Raw genomic sequence first — 21,947 nt, 5'->3', positions numbered from 1 at the left:
TATATATAGAACCTCTGAACAAACCTAACGGACAAAGGAGGATTATACAATGCTTGCTGGACAGCCCATCATTATTTTACGGGAAAATGTTGAGCGCACGCGCGGATTCGAGGCGCAGCGCTCGAATATCATGGCTGCAAAGGCAATTGCGGCCGCCGTTCGGACGACGCTCGGTCCCCGGGGAATGGACAAGATGCTGGTCAGCTCCAGCGGTGACGTGGTGATCACGAACGACGGAGCAACCATCCTGCACGAGATGTCCGTGCAGCACCCCGGCGCCAAACTGGTCGTCGAGGTTGCAGAGACCCAGGACGGCGAGGTCGGCGACGGCACCACAACCGCGACCGTACTCGTCGGGTCGCTGATGGAAGAGGCGGAGAGACTGCTCGCCCAGGAGGTTCATCCCACGATCATCGCAAACGGCTACCAGCTCGGCATGGAGAAGGCCCTTCTGCTCCTCGACGATCTGGCCATCACCGTCGGGTTCGGCGACCGCGACGACCTCTTGAAGATCGCCGACACCGCCATGACCGGCAAGTCCATCGAAGCGGTCAAGGACAAGATCTCCGGCATCGTGGTGGACGCGGTGCGGCAGGTCGCCACCGAGACGGGCAAGGGCACCTACATCGTGGACGAGGACGACGTCAAGATCAAGATGCAGGTCGGCGACTCGATGCATGACGCCGAACTGATCCGGGGTATCGTCATCGACAAGAAGCGCGTCTTCGAGCAGATGCCTACCAAAGTCACGGACGCTAAAGTAGCCCTGCTCGCCCTGCCGCTCGAGATCACGAAGACCCAGGTGAAGTCGAAGATCAAGATCACCTCCTCCGACCAGATGAAGGCGTTCTCCGAGCAGGAGCGGGCGTCTCTCCGGAAACTTGCCGACCAGGTCGTTGCCTCCGGCGCAAACGTCGTCCTCTGCCAGAAGGGGATCGCCGATGCGGTGCAGTACTACCTCGCCAAACACGGCATCTACGCCATCGAAGACGTGAAGGAGGAGGATATGAAGTTCGCCGCGAAAGCGCTCTGCGGCACCATCGTCAACAAGCCCGAAGAACTCAACGCAGCGACGCTCGGCCACGCGGAAGCGACCCGGGAGGTCCCTGATGCCGACCTGACGATCATTTCCGGCTGCGACAACCCGAAGGCCGTCACGATCCTCCTGCGGGGCACTTCCCAGCTGCTGCTGGACGAACTCGAGCGGGCGGTCTACGACGGATGCCGGGTCGTTCAGGACGCCATCGAGGACGGCAAGTTCGTCGTCGGCGGCGGTTCGGTGGAGACCGAACTCCAGCTCCGCATCCGCGACTACGCCGCAACTGTCGGCGGGCGGGTCCAGCTTGCCATCGAGGCGTTTGCGAACGCGTTCGAGGTTATCCCGAAGACACTCGCGGAGAACTCCGGGTTCGACACGATCGACAAGGTCGTCGCCCTGAGGAAGGCCCACGCCGACGGCGCGAAGCACGCCGGGCTCAACGTCTACACCGGCGAGGTTGTGGACATGCGCGAGGCCGGCGTCATCGAGCCCCTGCGGGTGAAGACCCAGGCGATCAAGAGCGCGACCGAGACGACCATGCTCCTCGTCCGGGTCGACGACATGATGGTCACCCAGTCCGGAAGACCGGGCGCACAGTAAGTCATCCACGTGAGGAGGTCAGGAAGATGCCGACCTCCTCCTCCTCGATTTTTTTATCCTGCGGCAGGCTCCTTCCGCGGAAAAAGATTAACGCCGCATCCGGGTTGAGCCCGAAGGAGAGGAGGGCGGTCTCGTAGGTGTCCCCCGGCCGCACCTGGTAGACCAGCACGCTGCCGTCAGGGATAAGGGTGAATCGACAGAGCATATCTCGATACTATTATAGTCGAAGAACCTAAATACTCTAGGCTGATTCTGTGCCGAGGTAGTCTAGTCCGGGAAGGCGGTGGCCTCGAAAGCCACTGGTGCCTGGCACCTCGGGAGTTCAAATCTCCCCCTCGGCGTTTACCATTCACGTTCAAATCGCTGCCGAAAAGCACATCCACCCTTCTTCTGACCCTCTTGCATGCAGAGCTTAGCCCACTGTCTCTAAAGGACAGGAAACTCCATCGCGCCGAAGGAGTCTACGCGTACAACTCAATTGCCCGCGGATTCGAAGAACGAAGGTTCGAGAAGGACTATGTCGATCTCGTCGAAGAACTCATCGCTGAATTCAAGCCACAGAGAAGCGTCGGCACTCTCAGGGTAAACAGGAGTGTCGGCATCATCTGCCGGAATTAGCCCGATCAATGGGTTTACAGGGCAGGTCTCAATGTGAATTTGAACGCCGCGCCTTCTCCCGGGCGGCCCGGCACCCGGTCCTCGACCCAGATCTTGCCGCCGTAGCGTTCCACGAGGATCTGTACCAGGTAGAGACCGAGTCCCTTACCGACACCTCGCTTCTTCATTTCGTACAGCTGGAAGATCTCCTGCTTACCTTTATCCGGGACACCCGGACCGGTATCCTCGACCGATACCCGGACGAACCCGTCATCCTGTTCCGTCCGGACGGTGACTACGACTTCGGGACCACCGAACTTGACGGCGTTGCCGATGAGGTTGTTGAAGACCACGGTGAGAAGGTCATCGGCCTCGACCTGGTGATGCGCGCCGTGATAGAAGAAGATACTGTCGGGATAGCCTTCCATTACCCCCCGGACTGCGGCATCAAGATCCATCGGTTTCAGCTCGGTCTTCGCCCGATGGATCCGGCGGATAGTGGAGACGGTGCCCAGGATCTCGATGCTCTTCTGGACGCTGCGCTGCAGTTTCTTCACGTATCCGGCTGCCTCTCCATTCAGGGACTCGATGAGCAGGTCGGCGTAGAGGTTCGAGACGTTCTCGGTGTTCCCGATGTCGTGGGTGAGGATATCCAGGTAGAGGTTCGCCTCCCGATTCGAGGTCTCCAGATCGTGGTGGAGACGGCCCAGGTTCTCTGCATATCGCTGAAGCGCTGCCTCAGCCCGCTTCCGCTCGGTGATGTCCGTGAGGATGGCAATGGCCCCGACGATAGCACCGCCGCCATCGCGGATAGGAGCTGCCGACGTGTCCACCCAGAGCGGTTCTCGGTCCAGGCGGGTAACCATCACCTCTTCTCCCTGCACGGTCTCTCCGCGCAACGCCCGGTAGTAGGGGGTCGCCTCGAGAGAGAGCAGCGTCCCATCCTCCCGCAGGACCCCAAAACCCGCCTGGCGCTCCTCGAAATGGATAGGATCGAGAGATATCGATGTTCTGTCGATCATCTTACGCACCGCTTCGTTCACCCGAACGATAGCCCCGGTGGTATCGTAGATGATGACGCCCGATGCGATCGATGCAAGAGTCGCATCCAGCTCGGTGGCTCTCAAATGCTCCCTTTCCATGACGGCACGGAGTTTCGCCTCAGCCTGCTTGCGCTCGCTGATGTCCCGGAAGAGGACCATCACTGAAGGCATGTTTTCGTACATTATCGGGGTAGCAACGACCTCGACGTCGATGACCTGACCGTCGAGTTTTACGAACCTCTCTATGATCAGAGGCGCGGTCGTATCCTTTTCCGCCATCTGGCGGATACGTCCTTTGACCACTTCATGGTCGTCCGGATGGACAAACTGGAGGGTCGGTTTACCGATGAGATCGTCCCGTCTCTCTGCACCGAAGAGCGCGACGCAGGGAGGATTGACGTAGACAACTTTACCCTGACGATGGACTGCGATCGGCTCCGGCGCGAGTTCTACGAGGTTCCGGTACTTCTCCTCGCTCTCCTGCAATGCCGCCCCGGTCCGCTTCCAGGCGGTGATATCGATCCCGATGCCCCCCACATACGTTTTACCCGAAGCGTCCTGGAAGGGAAACTTGAAGTTCCACCAATAGGTAGAACCGCCTTCCGGGTTGGGCGTCTCCTCCACGACCTCGATGACCCTGCCCTCCTTGAGGACGGTCAGGTCATTCTCCCGGAACTGCTCGGCGACCTGCAGAGGCCATAGTTCAAAATCCGTCTTACCCCGCCATACCTGGAGTCGGGCTTTGAAATGGGCCTCTAAGGTTTTATTTAAGTATACGAGGTGCCCCTGTTCGTCTTTCATCCAGGCGCCTGCGGGGCTGTTATCCATGAATGCTATGAACCGTTCCTTGCTTTCTCGGAGGACTTCTTCGGTTCGCTTACGCTCCTCGATCTCGACTAAGAGCCGGGTATTGGCGCGCTCCAGTTCAGTCGTCCGTTCCCTGACACGGTCGTCGAGCTCGGTATAGGCCTTTTTCAGCACTTCTCCGGCTTGCTTGAGTTCCCCAACCTCTTGCCGAAGCGCTTCATTCTCTTCCAGGAGTTCGGCAGTCCGCTCGCGAACGAGCCGCTCTACTTCGGCGGAGATACCCTGCGTCTCTTCGTCGCGTCTGGTGGGATCGGCTCCCGTCCGAGTAGTTCCTGGGGGTGTGGACATCGGAAAAAGTAAACTCCAATCTGGATTATGCAGTGAATACACTGAGGGGTGTAATAACTGTAACGGAAACGATTGTCCACAACATAGGATCCGATTTTCACGATATAAATTGATATATACCGCGTTTTTCTTAAATATGGCATCTTCTGGCGGCAATGTCATCACGCCGGCGCGCAGGAGGTTCCGGACTTCCATACCGATCCCGAAACGGCGGGTAATCAGCCAATCGGGACCTTTAAGGACCTCCTCGAAGATCCACATCAGCATGCCTTCGGGAATCCTATTAAGGAGAGACCGGGTCGCCTGTTCCCACTCTTCGCCACCGCGTTTTAATGCAGACCCGGGAACTTCGAGGTTTCGCACCGGAGCCCGATGCGACCCTGCGACAACGCTTCATCATAGGACGGCCCATATCTGCAGAACATTATTCTCCAGGGTTCTACCCGCGCTCCCTGTATCGCCGCGAATGCAGGGATTCCGAAAAGCACTAGGTTCATGAACAGGTACTATACTACCTGACATGCGGCACCCACACTCCGGGGTTCCGCATATGCCGGCCACGGAGGTCCTCAGTGTACCGCTGCTTTGACGAACTGGACGACGCCGTCGTCATTCTTGACCGTGACAACACCGTTGCGCTGCTGAACCGGTCGTTTCGGGAGACGTTCGGGATCGGCAGTGAAGTGACCCACGGTATGGAGACAGGCGACCTCATCGTCCGCCACCTTGCGCCGCTCATCGAGGAGGAAGATACTGCCGGCCAGGTGCTCGAGGCGCTCCGGTGCCGGCGGGAGGTAGCGCACGCCGCCTGCCGGATGCGAACCTCCACCGGTGAGGTGCGCTGGTTCTCCTTCTCGTGCCGGGTGATGTCCGACGAGCCGTACGCCGGGATGGTGCTCGCCCGGTTCCGGGACGTAACCCCCGAACGCGACGAAGCAGCGCGGATCAAGCCCGGATCGGTCTATACCTGCATCGGTGAACTGATTCCCTACGGCACCTGGACCTGCGAGCCGGACGGCACTGCACTCTACATCTCGCCCTCATTCCTCGATCTGACGGGAAGGACGCTCGAGGACTGCCGGCGCCAGGGATGGATGGAATGCATACCGCTCAAGGACGCGGCAGCGGCACGCGCCGAATGGAAACGGTGCCTCGATTCCGGGTGCCAGTGGGACCACGAACTCGAGATTCCTGAACCCGGGGGAGGGTATCGCACCATTCTCTCCCGGGGTGCCCCCGTCCGTGACGGGCACGGGAGGATAGTCCTCTGGGCCGGGGTCAACCTCGACGTCACCGCGAGAAGACAGGCCGAGCGCCTCGCCGCCACCCGGGTTGCACAACAGGCGGCCATCGCGGCGCTGGGCCAGCTGGCTCTTGCAGGGGCTGAGCCTCCCGAACTGATGAACGCCGTGATCCGGGCGGTGACCGAGCACCTGGAGGTCGAGTGTGCCAAAGTGCTCCGGTACCTGCCCGAAGAGGATCTCTTCATCCTCGAGGCGGCGGTGGGGTTCAGCGGAGTCCGGATCGGTACCGAGAAAGTGAACGGGGGAACCGACTCCCAGGCGGGGTATACGCTTCTCTCCCGCAAACCGGTGATCGTCGAAGACTTCGACGCCGAGACCCGGTTCCGGGGCCCGGCCCTCCTCCGGAACGAGGGGATCTTAAGCGGCATCAGCGTCATCGTCCAGGGTGACGAGGCGCCGTACGGGGTGCTCGGCGCCCATACCCGGACCCTGCGCAGGTTCACCCTGGACGACATCAACTTCGTCCAGGCGGCCGCAAACGTTCTGGCGCAGGGGATCAAGCGAAAAACAGCCGAAGAGGCGCTCAAAAAGAGCGAGGAGAAGTTCCGCGAGATCGCGCAACGGAGTTTCGATATGATCTACACCTGCTATCACGACGGCGGGATCACCTACATCTCCCCGGCCGTGATCCGCATCCTCGGCTACACCCCGCGAGAACTCATCGGCTGCAGGTGTCGCGACTACGTCAGCCCCCTCTCTCGTGCCGCGTGGGAGGAAGGGCAGGCGAAGATGGCCAGGGGCGAGCCGGTCGAGGGGCTCGAGGTCGAGTTCCGCCGCAAAGACGGGACGACAGCGTTCGTTGAACTGAACGAATCCCCGATCGTGGAGCACGGAAAAGTTGTCGGCGTCCAGGCAGTCGGCAGGGACATCACCGAGCGGAAACAGATCGAGCAGCTTCACCGGGAGGCATTCAGGCAGATCGAACGAAACATCGAACAGTTTGCCGTCCTCGGCGACCACATCCGCCAGCCCCTGCAGGTGACCCTGGGGAGAGCGGAACTGCTGGATGACGAGGAGACGGCAGCGGTCATCCGCGACCAGGTCGAGCGGATCAACGGGTACATCAGACAGCTGGACCAGGGGTGGGTGGAGTCCCGGATGGTCCGCGAGTTCCTCCGGCGGCACGACCGGGAGTGAGCCCGGGATGCCGCCGCCCGGCGGGCCGGCGACGCCCCCGCCGACAACGACCGGGTTTAAGAAATTGCCGTCGAAATAGGTACGTATGCCGACCAATACTGTGGATAACTCTCCGACACGCCTCATGGACGGCGCGATCACCGCCGCCCTCCTCGCCGCCGTGCGGGAACAGCGGCCGCTTGTGCACCATATCACGAACAGCGTCACGATCAACGACTGCGCGAACATCACGATCTCTGCCGGGGCCGCCCCGGTGATGGCCGAGGCGGCCGAGGAGGTCGCCGATATGGTCGCCGCCGCCGGCGCCCTCGTCCTGAACATCGGGACGCTCTCGGCGGCGCAGGTCGACGCCATGCTCATCGCCGGCCGCCGGGCAAACGATCTCGGGGTCCCGGTCGTCCTCGACCCCGTCGGTGCGGGGGCGACGCCGTTCCGGACCGCGACCGTACGGCGCCTCCTCGACGCCCTCGATATCGCCGTCCTGAAGGGGAACGCCGGGGAGATCGGCGTCCTCGCCGGGACCGGCGGGAGTGTCCGGGGGGTGGACTCCGGCGGGGTCACGGGCGACCCCGTCGAGACGGCGCGGGAGTGCGCCCGGGCGACCGGGACCGTGGTGGCGATGACGGGAGCAGTCGACGTCGTCACCGATGGAAAACGTGTGTATCTGGTCAAAAACGGCAACCCGGCGATGGACCGGCTCTCCGGGACGGGGTGCATGGCAGCTTCGGTCACCGGGGCGTTCGTCGCGGTTGCAGACGACTGTGCGGTTGCGTCGGCGGCGGCGCTCGCGGCCTTCGGCCGGGCGGGGGAGCGGGCCGCGGCGGGGGCACGCGGGCCCTACTCGTTCCGGACGGCACTCTTCGATGAACTTGCCGGGCTTACCTTCGAAGACCTTGCCGGGCATGCACGGGTTGAGGAACCGTATGGCGTATGACCTCTACGTGATCACCGACGAGACGATCGGCCGCGGCCTCTCGCACGCGGAGCTCGCCCGCCGGGCCGTCGCCGGCGGCGCGGACGCGGTCCAGCTCCGCGACAAGAGACTCTCCGGCCGGAAGCTCTTCGATGCGGCCTCCGAAATCCGCGAGGTCACCCATGACGCCGGAGCGCTCTTCATCGTGAACGACCGCCTGGACGTGGCCCTCGCGGTCGGTGCGGACGGGGTCCACCTCGGGGAGAGCGACCTCCCCATCGGGCATGCGCGGCGGCTCGCCCCACCGGGGTTCGTCATCGGGGCCTCGGTGGGGTCCGTCGCGACAGCAGTCCGGGCACGGGAGGAGGGGGCCGACTACGTGGCGCTCAGCCCGACGTTTGCGACCGGATCAAAGGACGATGCGGGCCCGGGCCACGGGCTTGCCGTGCTCTCGGCGATCCGGGCCGCAGTCCCCCTCCCCCTCGTCGCGATCGGCGGGATCACCGCGGGGAACGTCTCCGACGTCATCGCCGCGGGAGCAGACGGGGTTGCGGTGATATCTGCGATCGTCGGGCAGGAGGACGTCACCGCCGCCGCACGCGACCTCCGGAACCGGATCGCTGTTGCGAAGGCCGGCAGGCGCTAATCCGCCGGTTCGGTCACAGGAGAAGCAGGCGTCCGCTGGTGGAAGGCCGCCCGCCACCGGCCGTCGTTCCGTGTATACGCGGTCGATACAAAGAGCGTCTGCCCGCCGAAAGAGACGGTGTAGACGAGAACGGCGCTCTCCTCCCCGAGGGGCACGACCTTCGGGTCCCTGAGGGTGTACGCGGGCAGTTCATGGGGGTTCTGTGTGAGATCCTCGAGAATCCCCTCCCGGGAGAGGATGCCCGGGGGGCTGACGACAAGGGCTTCCGGCGCGAGATAATCACGGTAGAACTCCACGTCCCGGGTGTCGGCAGCCTCCCAGGCCCGCTTCTCGATATCCAGCAGAACCGTCAACAGGTCTTTCATAGGGAGAAGGTAGACGCGGGGGTCGATAATAACCGTTTCTCACGGTCTGTTCGGGCGGCTGGCCGCGGCCACGAAAGACCCCCGCACCGTGCGCCCGGACGGCAGGTTCTGTTGACCGCCGGAGCATTTATCCGCGTCCCGGCCGCAGGGGCGACCGATGGAGACCGACGAGATCCGGGAAGAACTCGCTTTTGCCGCCGCGGAGGCCGCCCTCGCGGACCGGTTCGGCATACCCGCCGATGCGCTCGTCCCCCTCCTCTTCTCGCTCCGCTACGGTGGCGACTGGAGCTACGCCGCGGATGGTCTCACCGCCATCTCGGCCGTCACGAAGACCACAGTCTACGACGAAGAGAGCCGGACCGGCTACTCGCTTGAGGAGATCTACCTCTTCGTCGACCCGGTCCTCCTGGACCGGGAGGGAACGGTCCACCGGCTCGAGAAGTGCGGCAACGCTCCCGTCCGGCTGCTCGTCAAGCGGCCCTACCGGGTGCGCCTTGCTGCCCGCCGGGCGATCCGGATGACCGTCCACCCGCTCGAGCGGACGATCCGGACCGAAGACCTCGGCGCCGTGGAGATGGCCTTCTCGGGCTCCACCGCCTACGGGATCGACCACGAGATGGAGCACCTCGCCGGGCGGGAGATCCGCGGGGAGGGGCTCAGGATCTTCCGGTTCGGGTGAGGGCGCCTGCGCAGCCGGGAGAACAGGACGCTATACAACATTCTCGTGAGGGGACACACCCCTAAAAGAGAAGATTTGTAGTGGGGGGCCAGCCCGAACCTGCCCCTTACACCTTCCGAAACAGGTTCTTCTCCGCACCGCACCGGGAGCATGCCCAGTTCTCGGGCAGGTCTCCAAACTCCGTGCGGGGCTCGATACCGTGGCCGGGCTCGCCGGCCCTGGGGTTGTAGACGTAGCCGCAGAGTCCGCACCGGTATGAATCCATCATCTCTTCACCTCACCGCCCCGACCGGCCGCAACGTCGACAGGGGCACGGCACCCATGTATCCTCGTGGGGATAAGTACTCCGGTCAGGAGATCGGGGGATGGAGTTCCCGGCGGGCTCGCCCTTCGGGGACGAAGAAAACCGCCTCCTTCGCCTTCCGGAGAAAAAAACGCCGGCGTAGCGGATGCTCTCACCGTCACGTCAGAGAGAAGATGATAGAGGTCCGAAAGTGTCCACCACTCTCAGATCTTCACAAACCGGCTCTTCGCCGCGCCGCACCGGGGGCATTTCCAGGTTTCGGGCAGGTCCTCAAACGCAGTGCCAGGCTTGACGCCGTGGTCGGTGTCGCCAATTGCCGGGAAGTAGACGTAGCCGCAGAGGCCGCATCGGTATGAATCCATAACTCGTTCACCTCTCCGCCCACCGGCCGCGAGGGCGGCAGGACATAAGATCTCCTGTACTCCCGCGTGAGGATAAGTACTCCGGTCACGATGTCGGGAAGAGAAGTTCCTTTCCCGTGCAGCCGTCGAGGACGATCGAGCGTTCTCCGCGATCCGATGCGAACCGGATCAGGTAGACCGGGTAGTAGATCGTGTCGAACCCGACGATCTCCGCCGTCGGCTCAAGTCCCTTCAGGATGATCCGGAGAGAGGATTCCGTGACCTTCGCTTCGAGAGGTTCCTCCCGGAGGGGTTCCATCGGGAGGTCGGTCCCCGGCCGGAGGGCAGAAAACGCCGGAACCTCGTCTGCCAGCAGGGGCACGTAGACCCTCGTGTCGCCTACCGTCTTCATCTCGGTGATGAGTTTCGCCTCCGCAAGGCTCTTTATCGCCTTCTTCACCACGGCGGGCGAAAGGTGTGTGTCGGCCTCGATCTCGACCAGTGTCGAGCCGCCGTTCGCGAGCCCTGCAACGATCTTCACTGCGGCCTCGTCGAGCCCCAGGAGCTCCGAGAACCCCGGCCTGACCTTCAGCCCCCGGTCCACCTCGACTATGCAGCCGGTGAGCGCGTCAATGACGAACGACGCCGTCTTCGTCGCTTTGCGGATGAGCCCGCCGATGTAGCGGATCTCCACCCTGTGAAGCGGTCGGTAGACCCGCTCTCCCGAGACGATCCGCTCTTCAGGCTCCAGGATCAGGAACCGGCGTTTTCGTTTGGCCTTCGCGATATCGAGCGCCTCCTCGCGGAGAAGTACCGGGATCACTGCATTTGTAGCATCCGCGGCATCCGGGGTATTCGCAACATCCGTGATAGCGGGCGGCACCGCCGGCTCTTCCCGGGCGGCGCCGCCGCACGGTTCGGCCCGGGGCGGTTCGGCCGGCCTGACCGGCTGCGCGGGCACGAGTTTGGGCGTCAGCCCCCGGTGCTCGCAGAGCCGGGCCCCAAAGCGCATCTTCGTCATCTCCCCCGAGAGTTTACCCATCACGAAGAACTCCCCGGGCTCAAGATCCGCGAGTTCTCCGGCCTCTTTCCTGGACGGAAAGAAGAGGCTGACCGCTTTCAAGTCGTTCTCGATCGAGAGCTTCCCGAGGATCTGGCTGTTGCATTGCGAGAGGACGTTCTTTGTCACGAGTGACGGTCGCTGGGTCGCGACTAAGAGGCCGAGCCCGCGTTTGCGCCCCCGGCGGGAGATCTCCTCGATCTTTTTGATGGATTCCCCCGACTGGGGAATGAACTTGTCCGCCTCCTCCACGATCAGCAGGAACGGCTGCTTTAACTCGCTCGCAAGGTCGTAGAGAACTTCCGCGAGGTAGGAGACCCGTTCCTGCATATTGACCTCCGAGACGTCGAAGATCACCGCCGTCCGGGAACAGATCGCGTTCTGCATCAGTTCCCGGAGGTTCGCCTGCCCGATATCCACGTCGCAGTCATCGCTGGAACCGATCCAGAGGAGGGGGAACCGGTCCCTGAGCGAAGAGTACTCCCCCTCCGTATCGATGAGGCAGAACCCCACACGCGCCTGCAGGAGTTGCTCGCAGAGAACCGCGATGCCCCAGCTCTTCCCGGCACCCGACTGCGCGATGACACAGGTCCTGCCCGTGACGAGCTCCTGGGCATCGACGGCGACGTCGCGGTCGCCGTTCTTTCCGATCACCAGTTCCATCAGTTCAAAGAGATCACAGGATGTCGGGAGTTTTAACGCTTCCTCTTCGTTCCAGAGGGATTATTTCGGGAAGCCCGGAGCCTTCCGTCAACATCTGTTCCTGCGGAGCGATAAGGAGACGCCAAAGACCGAGAGGACCGCAAAGGCGAGGAAAATCAGCCGCACGCTCACGAGGAACTCCGGGAATATCGCCGGTGTGACGGTCGTCGATCCCATGATGACCGCAAAGACCACGAGGACCGCCCCCATGCTCAGCATCATTCCGAGCGACCGCATCATCGCCACCATCGCCGATGCGCTGCCGAAGAACCGCTTCTCCACGCAGCCCATGATGGCAGTGGTGTTCGGGGACGAAAAAAGCCCGAGCCCCACGCCCAGCAGGACCAGAAGGATGAGGATCACGGCGATCGATGTAGTCTCGCCGAGCATGGAGAAGCCGAAGAGTGCCGCGGCCGAGAGCGCCATCCCCACAGAGGCGACGTGCCCGGGCTGCATCCGGTCGGCGAGGCGGCCCGCCACCGGGGCGACGAAGACCTGGATGATCGGCTGGACCAGGAGCAGGGTGCCTGCAGCGACGGGTTCGTAGCCCCGGATGTACTGGAGGTAGAGAGAGAGGAGGAACCCGACCGCGAACGTGGCGCTGTAGTTGATCAGGGCGGCGCCGTTCGAGGCGGCAAAGACCCTGTTCTTCTCGAGGAGCGAGACCGGGAGGAGGGGGCAGGGCTGCCGCCGCTCCACCCGGAAGAAGGCCGCCCCGAGCAGGAGGGACGCCGCAAGGAGTACCGCGCCGGTCGGGGTGGTCGCCGAGGCCAGGCCCAGGAAGAGACAGAAGATCAGGGCGGAGGAGAGGACCAGCCCCGCGACGTCGAAGTGCTCGCGCTGCCGCTCGTTCAAGAATGCCGGGAACTTACCGGCGTAGAGGAGGACCGGGACGGCGAGGAGCGCTGTTACGATGAAGATGCTCCGCCAGCCGAGGAACTGGGTCAGGGCGCCCCCGAGGAACGGGCCGAGCGAAAGCCCGGCGTAGACGGCGGTGGTGTTGAGCCCGATCGCGTAGCCCCGCTCGCCGGGCGGGTAAAGATGGGTGATCAGGGCCACGCTGTTTGCGTAGATCATGGCGCCGCCCATCCCCTGCAGGAAGCGGAAGAGGAGGAGGAGGCCTATCGTGGGCGTGAAGATGGTGAGAACGGCCCCGGCGGTGTAGACCACGATCCCGATCACGAAGACGGTGACCTTTCCCCGGGAGTCGCCGAGCCTTCCGGCGGGGAGGAGGAAGATGACCGATGCGAGGAGGTAAGCGCTGGAGATCCAGGCAAGCGTGGCGGCGTCTGCGGAGAACTCAACCCCGATGGCGGGCAGGGCAAGGTTGATCGCGGAGCCCGTGAACGGGTTTAAGAACGTGGCGACGGTGACCAGTATCAGGATGAATCTGCGCGAATACGGCCGGCTGTCCTCCTGCTCCACAGGTATCCCTCGTGCCTCCCCAGACGGTCCGATCCCGTTCCGGGGGTTGTGCTAAGAAGGTATTCGCGGCGAGCGCAAATAAGGGCACTGCTGCCTTCCGTGCAGTACTTAATGAGAACGGTCCTCCAAGACCACGGGGAGTATGCCCGATCCCTCTCCGGAAAACCGGCAGGAGGTCCGCGACCTCTCTGTTCGGCTCATCCTGTTGCTCGGCGCGGCAAGTCTCCTGGGGAGCCTGGTCTCGAACGGCGCCCGGAGCGTCACCGGCCCCTACCTCCTCCTCCTCGGGGGGAGTGCGGCCGTCGTCGGGCTGGTCGCCGGATCAGGCGAACTCATAGGATACGCACTGCGGTCCGCCACCGGTGCTTACGTCGGCCGGAGTCACCGCTACTGGAAGGTGGCGATGACCGGTTACGGCCTGCTCGCCGCCATCCCGCTTCTCGCTGTCGCCGGCCGGTGGGAGACCGCGGCCGTCCTCATCATCGCCGAACGGATAGGGAAGGCCGTCCGGACACCGGCGCGGGACACGATCCTCTCCCACGCGACGACGACCGTCGGACGAGGGTGGGGGTTCGGGGTTCACAAGGCGCTCGACCAGGTCGGTGCGGTCATCGGCCCGCTGATCATGGTCGCTGCCCTGGCCCTCACCGGTGGATACGCCCCGGGCTTTCTCCTGCTCGGCATCCCTCTCGCCGGCGTTGCTGTGGTCCTCTTCCTCGCCCAATCAAAGGTGCCGAAGCCGGGACGCCTGGAAGCAAACGGCGGGACCAGGGAGAATATGGACGATCCGCCCGTGATCATCCCGTATGCAGCGTTCATCTTCCTCGGCATGGCCGGGTTCGCCAGCTTCCCGCTCATCTCCTTCCACTTAAAAGCCCAGTCGATCGTCCCCGATGCCGTCATCCCCCTCTTCTACGCATCCGCGATGGTGGTCTCGGTCATGGTGGCGCTGCTCGTCGGGCGGGTCTTCGACCGCATCGGTACCCATGTCCTCCTCACCATCCCTGTCCTCAGTACCGCGACGGTTCTGCTTGCCTTCTCGCCCGACCCGGGCGTGGCGATCGCAGGATCGCTCGCCTGGGGGGCCGGAATCGGGATCTTCGAGACCGCCCTTCGGGCATCGATCGCGGAGTCCACGGCGGCGGACCGGAGGGGGAAGGTCTACGGCGCCGTGAGCGCGGTCTTCGGGACGGCGTGGTTCGCAGGAAGCGTCGTGATGGGCATCCTTTACGACGTATCGATCGGGCATATCGTCGCGTACGTCGTCATCGTCGAGACCGCAGCGGTGATCGCCTACCTCTGGATGTACCGCTGCCGCATCGCAGTAAGGCTCCAGGAGGAGATCGGGGGCCTCATCCCGTAACCATCCGGCGCGACATCATCCACGCTTTCAGCGCCCCACCGATCGCACCGCCGACGGCACCGAGAATCCCGAAGTAGAGGGCGAGAGCAAAGAGAAGAACAGCGATCCCGAGGCCGATGAGGGTGCCGACGGGGCCAAGAAACGCCGTCCCCCCGACGACGGCGATGACCGAGAATACCGCGGCGACGATGAGTCCGTCCAGGAGCCCGCCGAGAGCGCCCCTGACCGCCCCGGGGGGCCCGAGGTAACCGCCGACGATCCCACCGGCGATCGGGCCCACCACCGGGAAGAATGGGCTGATGAAGAGCATAAAGATGATCCCCACAAGCGCGGAGAGCCAGTATGAACCCCTGCCTTCTGCCAATTCCGCCTCCGGTCGAGAAGAGCCGGGGAGATCGCCCTCCCCGGTGTTTGCTCCGCGCTACCGTCTTACCGCCGGATCGCTCCGGCGATGGCACCGCCGATCAGGGAGAGAAGCCCCTGATAGACGAACGCCGCCACGATGATGACGAGCGACGTCCCGAGACCCGCGATGAACCCGAATGCCCCGAGGAGAAGCGTGCCGCCGAGAAGAAGCAGCACCGCGATGACGATGGCACCGAGGATGCCGGCAAACAGCCCGGCCTTCGCGCCGTTGCCTATGCCGCCCCTGACCATCCAGCCGGCGACGAAACCGCCGATCAGCGGTCCGATGACCGGCAGCAGGAAGCCGAGAATGAGCCCCACGAGCCACCCGACGATGACACCTGTCCAGAAGTTATCCGCCATATTCTTCCATCACCGCCGGGAGTTCGGGAATGTAGTATATAAGTGTTGGGGAGGAGAACCGGTTACGGGCAGATCCGGGTCCCGGCCAGGCCGGCGAGGGCCTGCGAGGCCTCTTCAAGCGATGCGATGGTTACCCGCCCCCCTCCTGCGTCGAGGAACCCAACGGCCGCCTCGATCTTCGGCCCCATAGTCCCGGGAGGGAACTGCCCCGCCGCGAGATGCTCCCGTGCTTCGAGGACCGTCATCTCGCCGATATCCCGCTGGTCCGGCCGTCCGTAGTTCAGGGCAACGCGTTCGACGTCGGTCAGGATCAGGAGATCCCCGGCGCCGACGAGCCGGGCGAGGAGCGCCGCGGTGTAGTCCTTGTCCACCACCGCCTCGACGCCCCGGAGGCGGCCGCCTGAATCCGTGACCACCGGGATACCTCCGCCGCCCGCGGCGATCACGACCGTCCCGGCCGAAAAAAGCCTGACTATCGCCTGCTCCTCTACGAGGGCAACCGGGCGCGGCGAGGGCACCACCCGCCGGTAGCCCTGCCCCGGGATCTGCACCATCCGCCAGCCCTGCTCTTCCTGGAGCCGTCTCGCCTGCATCGCCGTATAAAACGGCCCGATGGGTTTCTCCGGGTTCCCGAACGCCGGATCGTCGCTGTCCACCAGGGTCTGGGTGAGCACCGTCGCGACCGGACAGTCGAGCCCGGCCTCGCCGAGGGCCTCCTGCATCGACTGCTGGAGCAGGTAGCCGATCATCCCCTGGCTCTCCGCCCCACAGACGTCGAGCGGCATCGACGGGAGGGTATCCTTTGCGATCTCGTTTCGGAGGAGGATATCACCCACCTGGGGGCCGTTCCCATGGGTGATGACGACGGCGTATCCGTCGCTCGCGATCCCCGCGATATGCCGCGAGGCTCTCCGGACATTTGCGAACTGCTCTTCGGCCGTCCCCGTCTCCCGGTGCCGCAGGATAGCGTTTCCGCCGAGCGCGATAACCACGGCCTTCCCCGTCATCCCGTCACCCCCGCTCCAGCGTGCAGGTCATGCAGTGGGGGCCGCCGTAGCCCCCGGTCAGGTTCTCGAGGTGGAGCGGACAGACCTCGATGCCGTGCCGGGAGAACTCCCCCTTGTGCGGGAAGAACCTTCCGGCGCTCCCGATCCGGCGGTAGTCCTCCTCAGCATGGCGTAGAAGCCTCCCGTAGCGTTGCGGGTCCCGTGCGGCCTTCCGCTCCAGGTTCAGGAGCACCGTCTGCATCACCCGCTCCCCCTCCACCGCGAGGATGCTCCCGTCCCGGACGCAGAGGACATTTGCGGCGTAGGAGAGCTGCTCCAGGATCGAGAGATCGATCACTGAAAATCCTCTGGACCGGATGTAATCGTAGAGGCTCGCGACCTCGCCCGACAACTCGTAGCCCCCGTCCGTCCGGCAATAGACGTCGACCTGCGCCCTCCGGAGGAGGACTACGGATCCGATCACCACCCCGCTTCCCGCGACGTTGAAGTAGGTGTCCAGGTGCATATCGACCATCGGGTCGGGCCGGTCGCCCGGGATGAGCGGGTGGCCCGGCTGGTGGACCACGCCGATCTCGTCGAACCCCGGAGCGAAGCCGAGAAACTGGTGTAGCCCGGCACGGTTCGTCCGGTCTCCGGTGCCCACGAGAGCGAACTCCCCCATCGGCATGAAGTCCCCGCCCTCGAACGTCCCCGGCTCCCGGACCGCTCCGGCGATGGGGATGCCGAGGATATCCCAGAGGAACCGGGTGATCTCGGGCTCCCGGGCACGCTGCCGTTTTGCCGGCCGTGCGACGACGAGGCCGCAGTCGGTCACCGCCTGCTGGTCGCGCATGAAATAGAGGTTTGCGAGCGGCTGGCGCTCCAGGATGTGGACGTCCACCCCACCGCCGGCGCGCCCCCGCCCCACGTCGATGACCGGATTCAAGAGTAGGAGCGTGAAGAAGTGCAGCGAGTCCAGGGCGTCGGCGTTCTGCTCCATGCTCCGGCGGGCCTCCGCCACCTCTCTTCTGCCGCCCCGGAGGGTGACGGTCTCGTGCGCCCAATCGACCAGCCGCCGGCGTACCGCCGGGTCGCGGTCGGCGGCATCGAGGATCGTCTCCTTGAGCCGCAGCACCCGGACCCCGAACTCCTCCCGGAGGGTGCGCTCGAGACCGTCGTGCTCCCGGCGGGCCTCGTAGCGGCTGAACGCCCGTTCGTAGAGCGCCGCATACGGTTCCAGCAGCCCGAAGAACATCTCGATTCCCGGCCGGTGGACGGCCACACTCCGGAGCCGCTCCCACTCTGCCCGCACTCCCGGCGCCATCCTGTTCACCTCCCCCGCCGGAGAGCGGCGAAGAAGTACGCGATCATCACCCCGGCGGCCGTCGCTATCCCGAGCGCCCAGTTCACCCGCCCGCCGACGGCGAAACTGACCCCGGCAAAGACGGCGAACGCCAGCAGCCCATAGAGGAGGAGTTTTGCGTATCGATGCATCTATGGGACCCCCTCGCCCGGAGAACGGATAAACCTGTCGCGGGCCGGGTTCCCAGGGGCTATCCGCACCTGATCCCGGAGTGACGCATCCCCGTCGATTGCCTGCTCCGGAGCGGCTGTCGCCGCCCCCCCTCCGGAGAGTGAAACCGCAATAATTATTATTCAGAGGAACAATCGACACTCAGGAAATAATATCTACCCGGCACGAGGAGGTGTTCACATGAGGATCAGACGTTACAAATCCCCCATCTCGACGACCGCAAAACCGTTCAGGATAGTGCGGCGACTGCAGTGCAACCCGACCTACACCCCGCTCAGGACCGGCCCGCTGGTGAACGCCGCGGTGCTCGCGGCCCTCTCGGCGACATCCTCCATGTCGGGGCTGACCCTCGGGTTCTGCATGCGCCTCGTGGGGCTGTGAGGGCGGCAGCCCGTCAACTATATCTTTTTAGGCTCCGTCACAACCGGAGGACGTCCATCGTCCAGAGCCCGAACCGGACCATCCCCGACCGCAACACCCCAAGGAGGTTGTTCCCCTCGATCGTGACCGTGCCGTTCCGCATCGCCGCCCGGAACGTGTCGAACGGTCGGTCGGAGACCATAACCCCCTCCACCGTCCCAGAATCGGTGGTCACCGTGACGATCGGGTCCGGGCAGCCTTTCGCGTCAAACTGGACGATCTTCCTGTCATGAAAGGTGATCCCGATGACCAGCACGCCGTCGGGAGACGTGACATAGAGGTTGACCTTCTCGTCCTCGAAGGGGCCGGTCACCCATCCCGGCAGCCGGTCGGCATACTCGTTGTAGGTCAGGGTATACTCCCGCATCGCAAAGAGGAGCTTCACTTCTGCCGGGGTCAGGTCGGCGTTGTCGACCACGAGCCCGCCTGCCGCCGTCACAAGCGTCAGCGCTACGAGGAGGAGAGCGAAGACCGCCCGGAGGGGTGGGGTCACTGCCGCCCTCCCGCACGCTCGCCGGGTTCCGGCGCGCCGGTGCCGGGAGTGATGCTATACCCGGATCGGGCCCTCAGATCGCCTCTGCAGGCGAGCAAGCAGCAGCCGCACATTCCGTCTCTGAGGATGGATGTGGGAGTTCTGGTATTTCAGAATATCTATTCCGGGCCGGCCGCGGGAGGGATGCGGGAGTGCATTTACCACCCGGACCCGCACTCCGGAGTGCGACGGGGAGAGGAGAACACGGAACGCGCGCCTCCGGGCAGACTGCCGTGTTCCGGGAGGGAAAGGGAGATATGACGGCACCGTGCATGAGGTGCAGGACCGCAGGGAGCGGATGGTGATCGATGGAAGGGGACGATGTCATCGAAGTGTGGGACCTCGAACATACGTTCGATAGTTTTACGGCGGTGCGCGGCATCAGTTTCACCGTCCGGAGAGGCGAGATCTTCTCATTCCTCGGTCCCAACGGCGCGGGAAAGAGCACCACCATCAACATCCTGACAACGCTCCTCCCCCTCCAGAAAGGTACGGTGCGGGTGGCCGGCCACGACGTCGCGCGAGAGCCCGGGAGGGTCAGGGAGGCTATCGGCATCGTCTTCCAGGAAGACGTGCTCGACCGTGACCTTACCGTCTGGGAGACGATGGAGTTTCACGGGCGGCTCTACGCCATTCCCCGGGACGAACGGCGGCGGCGGATCGACGATCTGCTCAGGGTCGTGGAACTCGGCTCCAAACGGGACGAGCGGACGAAGAACCTCTCCGGAGGCATGAAACGGCGGCTCCAGATCGCCAGGGGGCTGATGACCCGGCCGGAAGTCCTGTTTCTCGATGAGCCGACACAGGGGCTCGATCCCCAGACACGGATGCGGATGTGGGAATACGTCCGGCAGGTGAACGAGGCCGGGACGACGATATTCCTGACGACCCACTACATGGAGGAGGCCGATATGCTCTCCGACCGGATCAGCATCATCGACGGCGGGAAGATCATCGTCTCCGGCACCCCGGGGGAGCTGAAGAACGCACTCGGCGAGGACGTCGTTTACCTGGAGACCGAGGACGACGGGAAAGCGCGCGAGTCCCTCCGGGGGATCGGGGAGATCCGGTCGATCACCACGTCCCCCCGCGGCCTCTCGATCACGATCTCGGCCGACGGGAGCCACTGTCTCCCGCGGATCGTCGATGCGGTGCGGGGCGCCGGGATCGGGATCTCGAGCGTGAACCTGAAAAAACCGACGATGGACGATGTCTTCGTCCACTACACGGGGAGAGAACTGCGGGATACAGGGGCGTGAACGGAAGGTGGCATGGGAGTTCCTCACCGTCTACTGGCGGGAGATGATCCGGTTCGTCCGGTTCAGGACGCAGCTCTTTGCATCGCTCCTGCAGCCGGCGCTCTGGATGGCGTTCTTCGGCGTCGCGATGTCCTCGAACTTCGACCGGTTCGCCTCCGCCATCCCGGTCCCGGCAGGCGTCGTCCCGGTCGACTACCTCACCTTCATGGCCGCCGGGGTGATCGCGATGACGACCCTCTTTACGAGTCTTTTTGGAGGGATCAGCCTCCTCTTCGATAAGAACTGGGGCCTGATGCGGGAGATGCTCGCGAGCCCCATGCCCCGGACCCACATCATGCTGGGGGTCAGCCTCTCGGGGATGACGAAGTCGTTTATCCAGGTGACGATCATCATGGCGTTCGGGCTCCTCCTCGGGGTCCGGTTCTTCCCCGGGTTTTCGGCCACGCAGATCGCCCTCTCTGTCCTCGGCATATTCGCGTTCGTCGGCGTCTTCTCACTCGGATTCCTCCTCTTCTCTTCCACCATCTCGATGCGCCTCGAGAGCCCGGAAGGCCTGCAGGGGGTCATCACGCTCCTCACCCTGCCGCTCTTCTTCGTCTCGAACGCCCTCTACCCGATCCAGGCATTCCCGCCGCTCTTACAGGCTCTCTCGATCTACAACCCGCTCACCCACCTGGTCAACGGGGTCCGCTACTTCGCCCTCGGAAACGACTTCTTCGCCGTCGGTGCCCACTACTCCTCCACCACGACCGACGTCCTCGCATCGTTCGCCTACCTCGTGGCCTTTGCGGCGGTGATGTACCTCCTCGCCCGCCGGACGTTTGAGACGGCGATAGTTACATAACGGGCGGCCACAGAGAAGGACAACCATGCAGGGAACCGTATATGCGCTGCTGGCTCTCGCCGTCCTCGCCGTCCTCGCCATTCTCCCCGGGTGCGTCGGGGTGCCGGGGCTCGAGTCGACGGAGGAGTTCGACCGGACGGTCACGGTTGAGCCGGAGAGCGGTGTCGTCGTGATCAACCGGAACGGGGGCGTGAACGTAGACGTCCGGGAGGGGGAGAGCGTCGCCGTCAGTGCGGTCAAACGGTCCGTCTACGGCCAGGGTGAACTCGCGAAGGTCCGGATAGAGGTGACGGAGGGCGATCCTCTCCGGATCGAGACAGTGCATACCGCGTTCAACCCGCAGGTGAGCGTGGACTACACGATACACCTGCCGCCCACCGTCGTCCTGCAGCGGGTCGAGAGTTCGAACGGCCCCATCGATCTCTCCGGAGTGCTGGTGAACGGAACGGAACTCCGGACGTCGAACGGCCCCGTGCGGGTTGACGGCGCTCCCGGCGGCGATCTCACGGCAGCCTCCTCGAACGGCGGGATCGAGGTGCGGGGCGCCGAAGGGTACGTCACCGCAAGGACCAGCAACGCCCCCATCACGGTGGAGGAGGCCGGAGGGATCGCAGAGTTGCGAACCTCGAACGGCCCGATATCTGCCGAGATTCCTGCCGTCCGGGGGGACGTGGCGGTATCGTCGAGCAACGGCGCCGTCACGCTCCGGCTCGCAGAGAGCCTGGATGCCCGGGTGGTCGCCACCACCTCAAACGGCAGGATCGTGGCAAGCGACCTCCCGCTCCTGCTTGACGAGTCGTCGGGAACCCGGGTCTCTGGCACCCTCGGCGAAGGGGGGCCGACGATCACCGTCACCACCTCGAACGGGGGTATCGAACTCACCAGGCTCTGACCGGCAGGCCCCCGTAACCTTTTATCCGCTCCGGACCAA

23 protein-coding genes and 1 tRNA gene are annotated in these 21,947 nt (G+C 64.1%); 11 read left to right on the top strand and 13 right to left on the bottom strand.

The genetic code is table 11. The annotated features are described in order from the left end of the window. Nucleotides 1–49: 49 nt before the first annotated feature. Complete coding sequence (thsA, locus tag DIC75_RS02945; protein WP_250986513.1) at nucleotides 50–1,639, top strand: thermosome subunit alpha; 1,590 nt, start codon at nucleotides 50–52, stop codon at nucleotides 1,637–1,639. Nucleotide 1,640: 1 nt separating this feature from the next. On the opposite strand, the gene DIC75_RS02940 is transcribed toward thsA, so the two are convergent. Beyond that, nucleotides 1,641–1,844 carry a ubiquitin family protein gene (locus DIC75_RS02940; protein WP_250986512.1) on the bottom strand — a complete coding sequence of 68 codons (204 nt, stop codon included), beginning with the start codon at nucleotides 1,842–1,844 and terminating at the stop codon, nucleotides 1,641–1,643. Between the two features lie 51 nt (nucleotides 1,845–1,895). Here DIC75_RS02940 and DIC75_RS02935 point away from each other — a divergent pair. Continuing rightward, a tRNA-Ser gene (locus DIC75_RS02935) sits at nucleotides 1,896–1,980 on the top strand. Nucleotides 1,981–2,271: 291 nt separating this feature from the next. Here DIC75_RS02935 and DIC75_RS02930 read toward each other — a convergent pair. Then, entirely contained in the window at nucleotides 2,272–4,434 is a 2,163-nt protein-coding gene (locus tag DIC75_RS02930; RefSeq protein ID WP_250986511.1) for a PAS domain S-box protein, read from the bottom strand. A 572-nt stretch (nucleotides 4,435–5,006) separates the two neighbouring features. Between DIC75_RS02930 and DIC75_RS02925 the strand changes: the two genes are divergently transcribed. The 3 genes from DIC75_RS02925 to thiE all read left to right on the top strand — a co-directional run bounded on the left by DIC75_RS02925 (nucleotide 5,007) and on the right by thiE (nucleotide 8,434). Then, nucleotides 5,007–6,875 (top strand): PAS domain S-box protein, encoded by a 1,869-nt coding sequence (locus tag DIC75_RS02925; protein WP_250986510.1) that lies wholly within the window; start codon nucleotides 5,007–5,009, stop codon nucleotides 6,873–6,875. 85 nt (nucleotides 6,876–6,960) lie between these two features. Further along, nucleotides 6,961–7,809 (top strand): hydroxyethylthiazole kinase, encoded by an 849-nt coding sequence (gene thiM / locus DIC75_RS02920; protein WP_250986509.1) that lies wholly within the window; start codon nucleotides 6,961–6,963, stop codon nucleotides 7,807–7,809. Next, entirely contained in the window at nucleotides 7,799–8,434 is a 636-nt protein-coding gene (gene thiE, locus DIC75_RS02915; protein WP_250986508.1) for a thiamine phosphate synthase, read from the top strand. Before thiM ends, thiE begins: the two co-directional genes overlap by 11 nt. Here the strand turns inward: thiE and DIC75_RS02910 are convergent. After that, nucleotides 8,431–8,799, bottom strand: coding sequence for a nuclear transport factor 2 family protein (locus DIC75_RS02910; RefSeq protein ID WP_250986507.1), 369 nt, complete (start codon nucleotides 8,797–8,799; stop codon nucleotides 8,431–8,433). The genes thiE and DIC75_RS02910 overlap by 4 nt on opposite strands. A gap of 157 nt (nucleotides 8,800–8,956) precedes the next feature. On the opposite strand from DIC75_RS02910, the gene DIC75_RS02905 reads away from it, so the two are divergent. Continuing rightward, a complete protein-coding gene (locus DIC75_RS02905; protein WP_250986506.1) occupies nucleotides 8,957–9,478 on the top strand; it encodes a RimK/LysX family protein in 522 nt (173 codons plus the stop codon). 106 nt (nucleotides 9,479–9,584) lie between these two features. Here DIC75_RS02905 and DIC75_RS02900 read toward each other — a convergent pair whose 3' ends face one another. The 4 genes from DIC75_RS02900 to DIC75_RS02885 all read right to left on the bottom strand — a co-directional run bounded on the left by DIC75_RS02900 (nucleotide 9,585) and on the right by DIC75_RS02885 (nucleotide 13,310). Then, nucleotides 9,585–9,746, bottom strand: coding sequence for a rubredoxin (locus DIC75_RS02900; RefSeq protein WP_434220818.1), 162 nt, complete (start codon nucleotides 9,744–9,746; stop codon nucleotides 9,585–9,587). Nucleotides 9,747–9,985: 239 nt separating this feature from the next. Next, nucleotides 9,986–10,144: a rubredoxin gene (locus DIC75_RS02895; protein ID WP_250986505.1), complete on the bottom strand. Its 159-nt coding sequence runs from the start codon at nucleotides 10,142–10,144 to the stop codon at nucleotides 9,986–9,988. Between the two features lie 85 nt (nucleotides 10,145–10,229). Next, nucleotides 10,230–11,846, bottom strand: a complete 1,617-nt coding sequence (locus DIC75_RS02890; protein ID WP_250986504.1) for an ATP-binding protein — start codon at nucleotides 11,844–11,846, stop codon at nucleotides 10,230–10,232. A gap of 87 nt (nucleotides 11,847–11,933) precedes the next feature. Continuing rightward, nucleotides 11,934–13,310: an MFS transporter gene (locus DIC75_RS02885; RefSeq protein ID WP_250986503.1), complete on the bottom strand. Its 1,377-nt coding sequence runs from the start codon at nucleotides 13,308–13,310 to the stop codon at nucleotides 11,934–11,936. Between the two features lie 142 nt (nucleotides 13,311–13,452). On the opposite strand from DIC75_RS02885, the gene DIC75_RS02880 reads away from it, so the two are divergent. Next, nucleotides 13,453–14,673 (top strand): MFS transporter, encoded by a 1,221-nt coding sequence (locus DIC75_RS02880; RefSeq protein ID WP_250986502.1) that lies wholly within the window; start codon nucleotides 13,453–13,455, stop codon nucleotides 14,671–14,673. On the opposite strand, the gene DIC75_RS02875 is transcribed toward DIC75_RS02880, so the two are convergent. The 5 genes from DIC75_RS02875 to DIC75_RS02855 form a co-directional block, all read right to left on the bottom strand. Continuing rightward, nucleotides 14,663–15,037 carry a DUF5518 domain-containing protein gene (locus tag DIC75_RS02875; protein ID WP_250986501.1) on the bottom strand — a complete coding sequence of 125 codons (375 nt, stop codon included), beginning with the start codon at nucleotides 15,035–15,037 and terminating at the stop codon, nucleotides 14,663–14,665. The genes DIC75_RS02880 and DIC75_RS02875 overlap by 11 nt on opposite strands. Nucleotides 15,038–15,102: 65 nt before the next feature. Continuing rightward, entirely contained in the window at nucleotides 15,103–15,441 is a 339-nt protein-coding gene (locus DIC75_RS02870) for a DUF5518 domain-containing protein (protein ID WP_250986500.1), read from the bottom strand. Nucleotides 15,442–15,503: 62 nt separating this feature from the next. Beyond that, the gene (arcC, locus tag DIC75_RS02865) at nucleotides 15,504–16,448 is read right to left on the bottom strand and encodes a carbamate kinase (RefSeq protein ID WP_250986499.1); all 945 of its coding nucleotides are present in this window, start codon (nucleotides 16,446–16,448) and stop codon (nucleotides 15,504–15,506) included. A 4-nt stretch (nucleotides 16,449–16,452) separates the two neighbouring features. Next, on the bottom strand, nucleotides 16,453–17,751 hold the full coding sequence (locus DIC75_RS02860) for an arginine deiminase family protein (RefSeq protein WP_250986498.1): 1,299 nt from the start codon (nucleotides 17,749–17,751) through the stop codon (nucleotides 16,453–16,455). A 5-nt stretch (nucleotides 17,752–17,756) separates the two neighbouring features. Beyond that, entirely contained in the window at nucleotides 17,757–17,921 is a 165-nt protein-coding gene (locus tag DIC75_RS02855) for a hypothetical protein (protein WP_250986497.1), read from the bottom strand. Nucleotides 17,922–18,141: 220 nt separating this feature from the next. Between DIC75_RS02855 and DIC75_RS02850 the strand changes: the two genes are divergently transcribed. Beyond that, nucleotides 18,142–18,342: a hypothetical protein gene (locus tag DIC75_RS02850; RefSeq protein WP_250986496.1), complete on the top strand. Its 201-nt coding sequence runs from the start codon at nucleotides 18,142–18,144 to the stop codon at nucleotides 18,340–18,342. A 37-nt stretch (nucleotides 18,343–18,379) separates the two neighbouring features. Here DIC75_RS02850 and DIC75_RS02845 read toward each other — a convergent pair whose 3' ends face one another. After that, nucleotides 18,380–18,874, bottom strand: coding sequence for a hypothetical protein (locus DIC75_RS02845; RefSeq protein ID WP_250986495.1), 495 nt, complete (start codon nucleotides 18,872–18,874; stop codon nucleotides 18,380–18,382). Nucleotides 18,875–19,221: 347 nt separating this feature from the next. Between DIC75_RS02845 and DIC75_RS02840 the strand changes: the two genes are divergently transcribed. From DIC75_RS02840 to DIC75_RS02830, 3 genes are read left to right on the top strand one after another with little or no spacing between them, the layout of a single operon-like run. Beyond that, a complete protein-coding gene (locus DIC75_RS02840) occupies nucleotides 19,222–20,172 on the top strand; it encodes an ATP-binding cassette domain-containing protein (RefSeq protein ID WP_250986494.1) in 951 nt (316 codons plus the stop codon). A gap of 7 nt (nucleotides 20,173–20,179) precedes the next feature. Beyond that, nucleotides 20,180–21,016: an ABC transporter permease gene (locus DIC75_RS02835; RefSeq protein WP_250986493.1), complete on the top strand. Its 837-nt coding sequence runs from the start codon at nucleotides 20,180–20,182 to the stop codon at nucleotides 21,014–21,016. Nucleotides 21,017–21,041: 25 nt separating this feature from the next. Further along, complete coding sequence (locus tag DIC75_RS02830; RefSeq protein ID WP_250986492.1) at nucleotides 21,042–21,908, top strand: DUF4097 family beta strand repeat-containing protein; 867 nt, start codon at nucleotides 21,042–21,044, stop codon at nucleotides 21,906–21,908. Nucleotides 21,909–21,947 lie beyond the last annotated feature (39 nt).

The sequence above is a fragment of the Methanoculleus oceani genome (assembly GCF_023702065.1).
Classification (GTDB): Archaea; Halobacteriota; Methanomicrobia; order Methanomicrobiales; family Methanoculleaceae; genus Methanoculleus; species Methanoculleus oceani.
This window is presented reverse-complemented; position numbering and strand designations above follow the sequence as displayed.

Bases quoted from the DNA above. Each gene is read 5' to 3' on its own strand.
- thsA (WP_250986513.1), top strand. From the start codon at position 50: ATGCTTGCTGGACAGCCCATCATTATTTTACGGGAAAATGTTGAGCGC.
- DIC75_RS02940 (WP_250986512.1), bottom strand. From the start codon at position 1,844: ATGCTCTGTCGATTCACCCTTATCCCTGACGGCAGCGTGCTGGTCTAC.
- DIC75_RS02930 (WP_250986511.1), bottom strand. From the start codon at position 4,434: ATGTCCACACCCCCAGGAACTACTCGGACGGGAGCCGATCCCACCAGA.
- thiM (WP_250986509.1), top strand. From the start codon at position 6,961: ATGCCGACCAATACTGTGGATAACTCTCCGACACGCCTCATGGACGGC.
- thiE (WP_250986508.1), top strand. From the start codon at position 7,799: ATGGCGTATGACCTCTACGTGATCACCGACGAGACGATCGGCCGCGGC.
- DIC75_RS02910 (WP_250986507.1), bottom strand. From the start codon at position 8,799: ATGAAAGACCTGTTGACGGTTCTGCTGGATATCGAGAAGCGGGCCTGG.
- DIC75_RS02905 (WP_250986506.1), top strand. From the start codon at position 8,957: ATGGAGACCGACGAGATCCGGGAAGAACTCGCTTTTGCCGCCGCGGAG.
- DIC75_RS02900 (WP_434220818.1), bottom strand. From the start codon at position 9,746: ATGATGGATTCATACCGGTGCGGACTCTGCGGCTACGTCTACAACCCC.
- DIC75_RS02895 (WP_250986505.1), bottom strand. From the start codon at position 10,144: ATGGATTCATACCGATGCGGCCTCTGCGGCTACGTCTACTTCCCGGCA.
- DIC75_RS02890 (WP_250986504.1), bottom strand. From the start codon at position 11,846: ATGGAACTGGTGATCGGAAAGAACGGCGACCGCGACGTCGCCGTCGAT.
- DIC75_RS02880 (WP_250986502.1), top strand. From the start codon at position 13,453: ATGCCCGATCCCTCTCCGGAAAACCGGCAGGAGGTCCGCGACCTCTCT.
- DIC75_RS02870 (WP_250986500.1), bottom strand. From the start codon at position 15,441: ATGGCGGATAACTTCTGGACAGGTGTCATCGTCGGGTGGCTCGTGGGG.
- arcC (WP_250986499.1), bottom strand. From the start codon at position 16,448: ATGACGGGGAAGGCCGTGGTTATCGCGCTCGGCGGAAACGCTATCCTG.
- DIC75_RS02860 (WP_250986498.1), bottom strand. From the start codon at position 17,751: ATGGCGCCGGGAGTGCGGGCAGAGTGGGAGCGGCTCCGGAGTGTGGCC.
- DIC75_RS02855 (WP_250986497.1), bottom strand. From the start codon at position 17,921: ATGCATCGATACGCAAAACTCCTCCTCTATGGGCTGCTGGCGTTCGCC.
- DIC75_RS02850 (WP_250986496.1), top strand. From the start codon at position 18,142: ATGAGGATCAGACGTTACAAATCCCCCATCTCGACGACCGCAAAACCG.
- DIC75_RS02840 (WP_250986494.1), top strand. From the start codon at position 19,222: ATGGAAGGGGACGATGTCATCGAAGTGTGGGACCTCGAACATACGTTC.
- DIC75_RS02830 (WP_250986492.1), top strand. From the start codon at position 21,042: ATGCAGGGAACCGTATATGCGCTGCTGGCTCTCGCCGTCCTCGCCGTC.